Origin of the sequence: Synechococcus sp. R6-7, assembly GCF_047461695.1 — a bacterium.
In the GTDB taxonomy this organism is placed as follows: Bacteria; Cyanobacteriota; Cyanobacteriia; order Thermostichales; family Thermostichaceae; genus Thermostichus.
Map to the genome: position 1 here is coordinate 1 of NZ_JANSHS010000213.1, position 6,566 is coordinate 6,566.

The window sequence follows — 6,566 nt, forward strand, 5'->3', positions numbered from 1 at the left end:
TTCAGGGTTTTGGGGGTTAGAGGCATGCTCAGAAGGAGAAACCGACCCCCACTCAGGAGCCGCAGGGGAAAATCAGCTCTCCGGCTCAAACACCTTCAGATCCACCACCTTCCCCCCTTGGAAAGTCCAGTGGGCAAAGGTGCCGGCCACCTCCCCATTCTCATCGAAGTTGATGGATCCAGAGGCGCCGGTGTAGAAGATGTCTTCCCCTTTGCCGATCAGCTCCACCGCCTTGGCCCACTCTCCGGGCAGGATCTCGGTGCCAGGCGGATTGGCCACTTCCCGCAAGGCATCTCGAACAGCGGTGCCGTCGGTGCTGCCGGCTTTCTGAATGGCCAGAGCCAGGACAAAAGCGGCATCGTAGGCGGTGTCGATGTAGGGGGTGGGGGGCAGCTCCCCGTAGGCAGCTTTGTAGGCTTCGGCAAAGATTTGGTAAGCCTTGCTATCGGTGAGGGCCTGAGGCGAAACGCCGATGGATCCCTCTAGCTTTTCGGCTCCCACCTGGGCTGCCACATCGGGAGAGCGCATGCCATCGGTGAAGACAAAGCGGTCAAACAGCCCTTCTTCCAAAGCTTGCCGCAAAATGACCACACCGTTTTCGGGGTAGCCAATCAGCACCAATGCCTGGGGATCCCCTTCCTTCAGTTGGGTCAGCTCACTGCGATAGGAAGCCTTGCCGGGCTCGTAGGGAACCGACTTGGTGATGGTGCCGCCCCGCTTTTCAAAAGCCGTCTTAAAGCTGTCGGCCAGGCCCTGGCCATAGTCGTTATTGATGTAGATGATGGCCAGGCGCTCCAGCTTCTCTTCACGGGTGATCTGGGCCAGGGCTACCCCTTGATAGGCATCGGAAGGAACTGTGCGAAACAGAAAATCGTTGTCCTCCAGAGTGGTAATGGTAGGAGCGGTGGAAGCGGGGGAAATTTGCGGGATCCGATTGGGAACCGTGACCGTCGTGGCCACCGGAATGGTGATGCCACTGCCCAAGGCGCCGATGATGCCGGCCACCTTCTCCACGGTGACCAACCGTTGAGCTGCGTCGATAGCCGGCTGAGCCGACGTCTGGTCATCCGCTTCGACCACTTGGGCAGGGGATCCCAAAATGCCACCGGCGGCGTTGATTTGGTCAATCGCCAGCTTGATCCCTTTGAGGCAGTTTTCCCCGAAGGCCTGCAGATCCCCGGTGAGAGACATTAAAGCCCCAATTTTGACCGGCCCTTGAGTTGCCTGCTGAGCCGTGCTGGGCAGCAGAGTGGTGGCAAGAGCAGCCGCCGTCAGGGCAGCCGCCGCTGCAAAGGCCCGTCGGGTGAGTTTATTCATGCGAGACATAGCCGACAACCTCCTGTGAGGGAAGAGAAAGTAGAACTCAGATCCCAAAAGTCAAGCAAGTGTTGAACCGTAGCAGTCAGACGTTGGCTCACCTCAAAGCGTTCCCCACTCCCTCAAGAAAAGATGGCTCCGGGAAACAGGCGGGCCAGACTCAGGATCTCGCCCGTTCCTTGGCTGCTGTAGGGCTGGCTGCGGCCTCCAAAGGCAGTTGCCCCTGTAGGAATCCAGGAAGGATAATGGGCAAACTCGGCCATTGGGCTCATTATATTTTGAGAAATACTGAACTCATCGGTCGGCGGGGTTTTCCCAAGGCAGCGGCGTGATTGTTATCGACGACATCTCCAAGCGGTTTGGCGGCATTAGCGCGGTGGATCACTGTTCCTTCCGCATCGAAACCGGTCGGATTACGGGCTTGATCGGCCCGAATGGGGCAGGGAAGACCACGCTCTTTAACATCATCGCCGGGTTTATTCGGCCCAGCAGCGGGCGCATCTGGCTAGATGGGGAAGACATCACCGGCCTGCCCCCTCACCATCTGTTCCGTCGAGGGCTGGTGCGCACCTTTCAGATCCCGCGGGAGTTTGGCCGCATGACCGTCTTGGAGAACTTGATGGTGGTTCCCCCCAACCAGATAGGGGAAAACCTGTTCGCCACTTGGTTCGGTTGGCGGCGGGTGCAACGACAAGAACGCAACCTGCAAGCTCGGGCGGAAGAGGTTCTGGAACGGCTGAACCTGATCCATCTGCGGGATCAACTGGCCATCACCCTTTCCGGCGGGCAAAAAAAACTCCTGGAACTGGGACGTACCTTGATGACCGATGCGCGGGTGATCCTGCTGGATGAACCGGGGGCCGGCGTCAACCGCACTCTGCTGGCGGATTTGATGCGTTTTATCGAGTATCTCAACCGCGAGCGCGGCTGCACCTTCTGCATCATCGAGCACGATCTGGATCTGGTGACCCGTCTCTGCGACCACGTGGTGGTCATGGCTGCCGGCAAGGTTCTCACCCAGGGATCCATGGAGGAGATCAAACAAAACCCAGCCGTGCGGGAGGCCTATTTGGGATCTGTGGCACTGGCCGACTCCCTAAACCCACCCCAACCCTCCCCTCTGCCTTCGGAGGGATCCCTCTCATGACCCCTTTGCTGGACATCCAAGATCTCTACAGCGGCTACCGGGGGGTGGACATCCTCAAAGGGATCCACCTGAAGGTGAACCCCGGGCAAATTGTGGTGATCATCGGCCCCAATGGATCCGGCAAATCGACAGTGCTGAAATCCTTATTTGGCTTGGCCACCATCCGCTCAGGCCGAGTGCTGTTTCAGGGATCCGACATCACCCACCTGCCCGCTGAGCAACTGGTGCGACGGGGAATCGGCTTTGTGCCCCAGACCAACAATGTCTTCCCTTCCCTCACCGTGCAAGAGAACCTGGAGATGGGGGCCTTCATCCGACGCGACAACCCTGCCGCCCAACTGGAGCGGGTTTATGAGCTGTTTCCACCCCTGAAAGAGAAACGACGCCAAGCGGCGGGATCCCTATCGGGTGGACAACGGCAGATGCTGGCCATGGGGCGAGCGTTGATGGTGGAGCCGCAGTTGCTGTTGCTGGATGAGCCGACCGCCGGCCTGTCGCCGCTGTATATAGAACAGACCTTCGCCCTCCTGCGAGAGATCAACCGTCTTGGCATCAGCATCCTCATGGTGGAGCAAAATGCCAAGCAGGCCCTGAAGATGGCGGACTGGGGCTATGTCTTGTCCACGGGAGAAAACCGCTTTGAGGATACCGGCCCCAACTTGTTGAACAATCCTGAGGTGCTGGAGCTGTTCTTGGGCGGGTGAGGCCCTCACCCCCCTCCCCTCACTCAAAACAATAAGGAGAGGAGGGTCAAGCGGGGCTGGCCAGTTGCTGCTTGCGCAGTTGAGCTGCTTGGTTGAGAAGAGCCTCCACAAACGTCATCGCTTCTTGGGCAGAGTGACCGGCAGTGAGTTGGGCCAGTTCTTCGCGGCGTTCCCGTTCTCCCAAAAGCTCCACCCGCACAGAAGTTCGTTTTTGGTGCACCACCTTGTGAACCCGCAGGTGGTGATCCGCCAAGGCAGCGATCAGGGGTTGGTGGGTGACGCAGAGGATCTGGTGATCTCGGGCGATGCTGTGCAGCTTGGTGGCGATGGCTTGCGCCACTTTGCCCGACACGCCGGTATCGATCTCGTCGAAAACCATGGTGGCCACCGGATCGATGCGGCTGAATACGGCTTTCAAGGCCAGCAGAAAACGGCTCATCTCGCCGCCGGAGGCGATGCTGGCCAAGGGCTGAAGAGGCTCACCCGGGTTGGGGCTGATCCAAAAGCTCACCTGATCCACCCCCTCTGCTGTCGGGGGGCCGGGTTGGATCTGCACCTGGAATTGCACTGCGCTCATCCCCAGCGGCCTGAGCTCTTCTATGAGGGCCTTTTCCAGTTGACAGGCCGCTTGTTGCCGCAGTTGAGAGAGCACCTGGCAATGGCGCTCCAGGTCTTGGGCAGCTTTGTCCAGCCGCACCTGCAATTCCTCTAGGTCGGTGTTGTCTCCTCGCAGTTGGGCCAACTCCGTCTGCACCCGCTCCGCATGGGCCATCACCTCAGCCAAGGTCGGGCCGTATTTGCGGCAGGCTTGTCTGAGTTGTGCCAGGCGCCGTTCAATTTTGTTCAACCGACCGGGATCCGCCTCCAGCGTCTCGCCGTAGCGAACCAGCTCCCGCCCCACCTCCTCCACCTGAATGAGAGCGCTGCTGACCATTTCCGCCAGAGGGGCTAGGTCGGGATCCCGCTGGGTCATGGCCTGGAGCAACCGTTCTACCTGGCCCAACAGATCGGCGATGGCCGGTGAGCCGCTGTCGTTTTGATAGAGCAATTGGTGAGCTGCGTAGCTTTGCTGTTGCAGTTCCACGCGGTGGGCCAGGCGCTCCCGTTCCCGCTCCAGCTTGGCCATTTCGTCGGGATCCTCCAGGCGCAGGGCGGCCAGCTCTTGCGCTTGAAACTCCAGCAGGTCTAGCCGTTGCAGGCGCAGTTGTTGGCTTTGCCGGCGGGATTCCACCTCTGTTTTCAGATGGTTCCAGGTTTGGTAAAGGGCAGCCACTTCTGCCCGTGTTCGCAACAACTCTTCGCCGCCAAAGTCGTCCAGCCAACGGCGCTGGGTTTGGGGAGATTGGATTTGAACGGTTTGCCCCTGGGCGGTGATCTCCACCAATTTGGCCCGCAGGCTGAGCATCTGGGCTTTGTTCACCAGCACCCCATTCACCCGCAGGCGACTGGTGAGCTTGCCGTTGCGCAACACCAGCTCGCGACTACAAACCAGGCCCTCCTCTAGGGGGTCGATGTGCTCTTGTTCTAGCCAGGCTTGCAGTTCAGGATTAGGACTGAAGATCGCTTCCACCAGACCTCGTTCGCTGCCAGTTCGCAGAGCCCGAGCTGTACCTCCTAGAGCTGCATCCAGCGCATCGAGGATGATGGATTTGCCGGCCCCGGTTTCTCCGGTGAGCACGTTTAGCCCCGCTCGAAAGGGGATCTCCAATTGCTCGATCAGGGCAAAGTTCTCGATCCGCAGCAGGCGCAACATAGGGATCCCGTGGGCTCAGCGTGCCGTTGGCAGTTTTCAGGATAGGGCTTGCAGGGGTCGCTCTGTCCCACGTTAGCGTACTCACCATCCCTCGGCGGACGGGTACAGCGGCCAGCGGGGAGTCTGTTATTGCAGGGGTGGGGAGCACCACCTGTTCTGGTTTGGGGATCCCCTCGGGGAAATTGGCAGCTCGGCTCAGCCCACCAGGGGGTAGCGCTCCATCAGGTAGCAGAGGCAGTCTTGGCGGATGATGCGGCTGTTGAGGGTGAGCATGCCCGGCATGATGGGCACGCTGGTGCGAATTTCTCCATTGCAGGCATAGAAAAAGCGATCCGCCACATTTTGGCCCTGCTCGTCTTGCACCTCCAGGTGGAAGCCGTTGTTCGTCCAGCCAATGGGGGTGTGGGGGGGAAGCTCCCGAAAATTGAGGAGATCCAAATCCGGCGGGAAGCGGATGTGGGAGGGGGATCCCTCTTGGTTGCCATCCTCTTCCCCAAAGCTGAAGCTCACCTGATCCGGGATTTTGACAATGGCGACGCTGTGGAAGAGGTCGATATCTTGGCGGAAGACAGGGCGCTGCGGGATCGCCGACAGGTGAAGGCAGGCTTCCAGAAATTCGTAGGCATGCTGGGTGCCGTGGGGCTGATCCGGCTTGCCGCATTCCAGGGTCACCGCCGGGCAGAAGCGCCCGAAGGCCATGCTCTGTACCCCTTCTGGCCTGGTGAAATAGAGAACGGTGCGCCCAAACAAGGTGGCCAGGTGCAGGGTAGGGGCATCCAGGTGATTGACACAGGCGTAGTGGGGGTTGGTGCCCGTGTTGTTGTGGATATCGACGCTGGCAAAAACGCCCCGCTGCTGCATTTGCTGCAGGACGGCCTGGGCCATGGCATGTTCGGGGGTGGAGCCGGAGCCCCAAATGCGGTTGTAGTCCGGTTGGCCGTCCAGCCGCCGTTGTCCTTGACGGGCTGCCTGAACATTGCCGATGAAGAGGGAAAGGGAGCGGGGCAATTCCCGCTCGCGGCAGCGGTGCAGAGGACTGTAGCGGCGGAGAAGCTGTCGCACCGCCTGCCAACCGGTGGTTTCGTTGCCGTGCAGCAGCACGGAGACAAACAGGGCCGGATCCCGTCGCCCCGGCAGATGGATGAGGGTCGGCCCACCCAATCGGTCGTAAAGCTGATGGGCCTCTAGATCCAGCAGTTGATCCGGTAGATGATCGAGAACGGTGAGCATACTGTTTGGGCTAAGAGGCTCGACTCAAACTTCTGGCTTCTGGCCTCTCTCCCTGGGGTAGGAGGGAGCAGAAGTCCAACGAAGTCCTTGGTCGCGAATGAACCGTTTCGCTGCGGTAGCTCGGGTCGCAACAAGGCCATCTGAGAGAGAGTTTGCCCACTCGAGATGCGGGCCAGGGATCCGTCCTGCCGCCGCGGTGGCCCACCGCTGGTACAACCGGCTGTGGAGAGAGCCCTAGCTGAGATCCCAGGTGTGTACCGGTTGGCCTTGCCGCTGCCGTTCCCAGTAGGCACAGGTCAATTGTTGCATATCTTTACCATGCCGGGCGACATAGCGGCGCTGCCAGGTGGCCCCATTCTGCCCCGACTCGACGCGGGCGCGGAGAATGCCCAGATACTCCTGAATATCGGAGGGG

At 60.1% G+C, this 6,566-nt stretch carries 5 protein-coding genes and 1 pseudogene; 2 read left to right on the top strand and 4 right to left on the bottom strand.

Going from position 1 to position 6,566, the window contains the following annotated elements; translation table 11 throughout:
- Positions 1–72 precede the first annotated feature (72 nt).
- Positions 73–1,326: an ABC transporter substrate-binding protein gene (locus NW815_RS07055; protein ID WP_414342885.1), complete on the bottom strand. Its 1,254-nt coding sequence runs from the start codon at positions 1,324–1,326 to the stop codon at positions 73–75.
- A gap of 319 nt (positions 1,327–1,645) precedes the next feature.
- Between NW815_RS07055 and NW815_RS07060 the strand changes: the two genes are divergently transcribed.
- Positions 1,646–2,464 carry an ABC transporter ATP-binding protein gene (locus NW815_RS07060; RefSeq protein ID WP_414382094.1) on the top strand — a complete coding sequence of 273 codons (819 nt, stop codon included), beginning with the start codon at positions 1,646–1,648 and terminating at the stop codon, positions 2,462–2,464.
- A complete protein-coding gene (locus tag NW815_RS07065; protein WP_414389331.1) occupies positions 2,461–3,168 on the top strand; it encodes an ABC transporter ATP-binding protein in 708 nt (235 codons plus the stop codon). Before NW815_RS07060 ends, NW815_RS07065 begins: the two co-directional genes overlap by 4 nt.
- Before the next feature lie 46 nt (positions 3,169–3,214).
- Here NW815_RS07065 and recN read toward each other — a convergent pair whose 3' ends face one another.
- From recN to NW815_RS07080, 3 genes and pseudogenes are all read right to left on the bottom strand, one after another.
- Entirely contained in the window at positions 3,215–4,921 is a 1,707-nt protein-coding gene (gene recN, locus NW815_RS07070; RefSeq protein WP_414389328.1) for a DNA repair protein RecN, read from the bottom strand.
- Between the two features lie 195 nt (positions 4,922–5,116).
- Entirely contained in the window at positions 5,117–6,151 is a 1,035-nt protein-coding gene (locus NW815_RS07075) for a M14 family metallopeptidase (RefSeq protein ID WP_414389326.1), read from the bottom strand.
- A gap of 234 nt (positions 6,152–6,385) precedes the next feature.
- Positions 6,386–6,566: pseudogene (locus NW815_RS07080) on the bottom strand (glutamate--cysteine ligase); the annotation flags it as partial.

Bases quoted from the DNA above. Each gene is read 5' to 3' on its own strand.
- NW815_RS07075 (WP_414389326.1), bottom strand. From the start codon at position 6,151: ATGCTCACCGTTCTCGATCATCTACCGGATCAACTGCTGGATCTAGAG.
- NW815_RS07055 (WP_414342885.1), bottom strand. From the start codon at position 1,326: ATGTCTCGCATGAATAAACTCACCCGACGGGCCTTTGCAGCGGCGGCT.
- recN (WP_414389328.1), bottom strand. From the start codon at position 4,921: ATGTTGCGCCTGCTGCGGATCGAGAACTTTGCCCTGATCGAGCAATTG.
- NW815_RS07065 (WP_414389331.1), top strand. From the start codon at position 2,461: ATGACCCCTTTGCTGGACATCCAAGATCTCTACAGCGGCTACCGGGGG.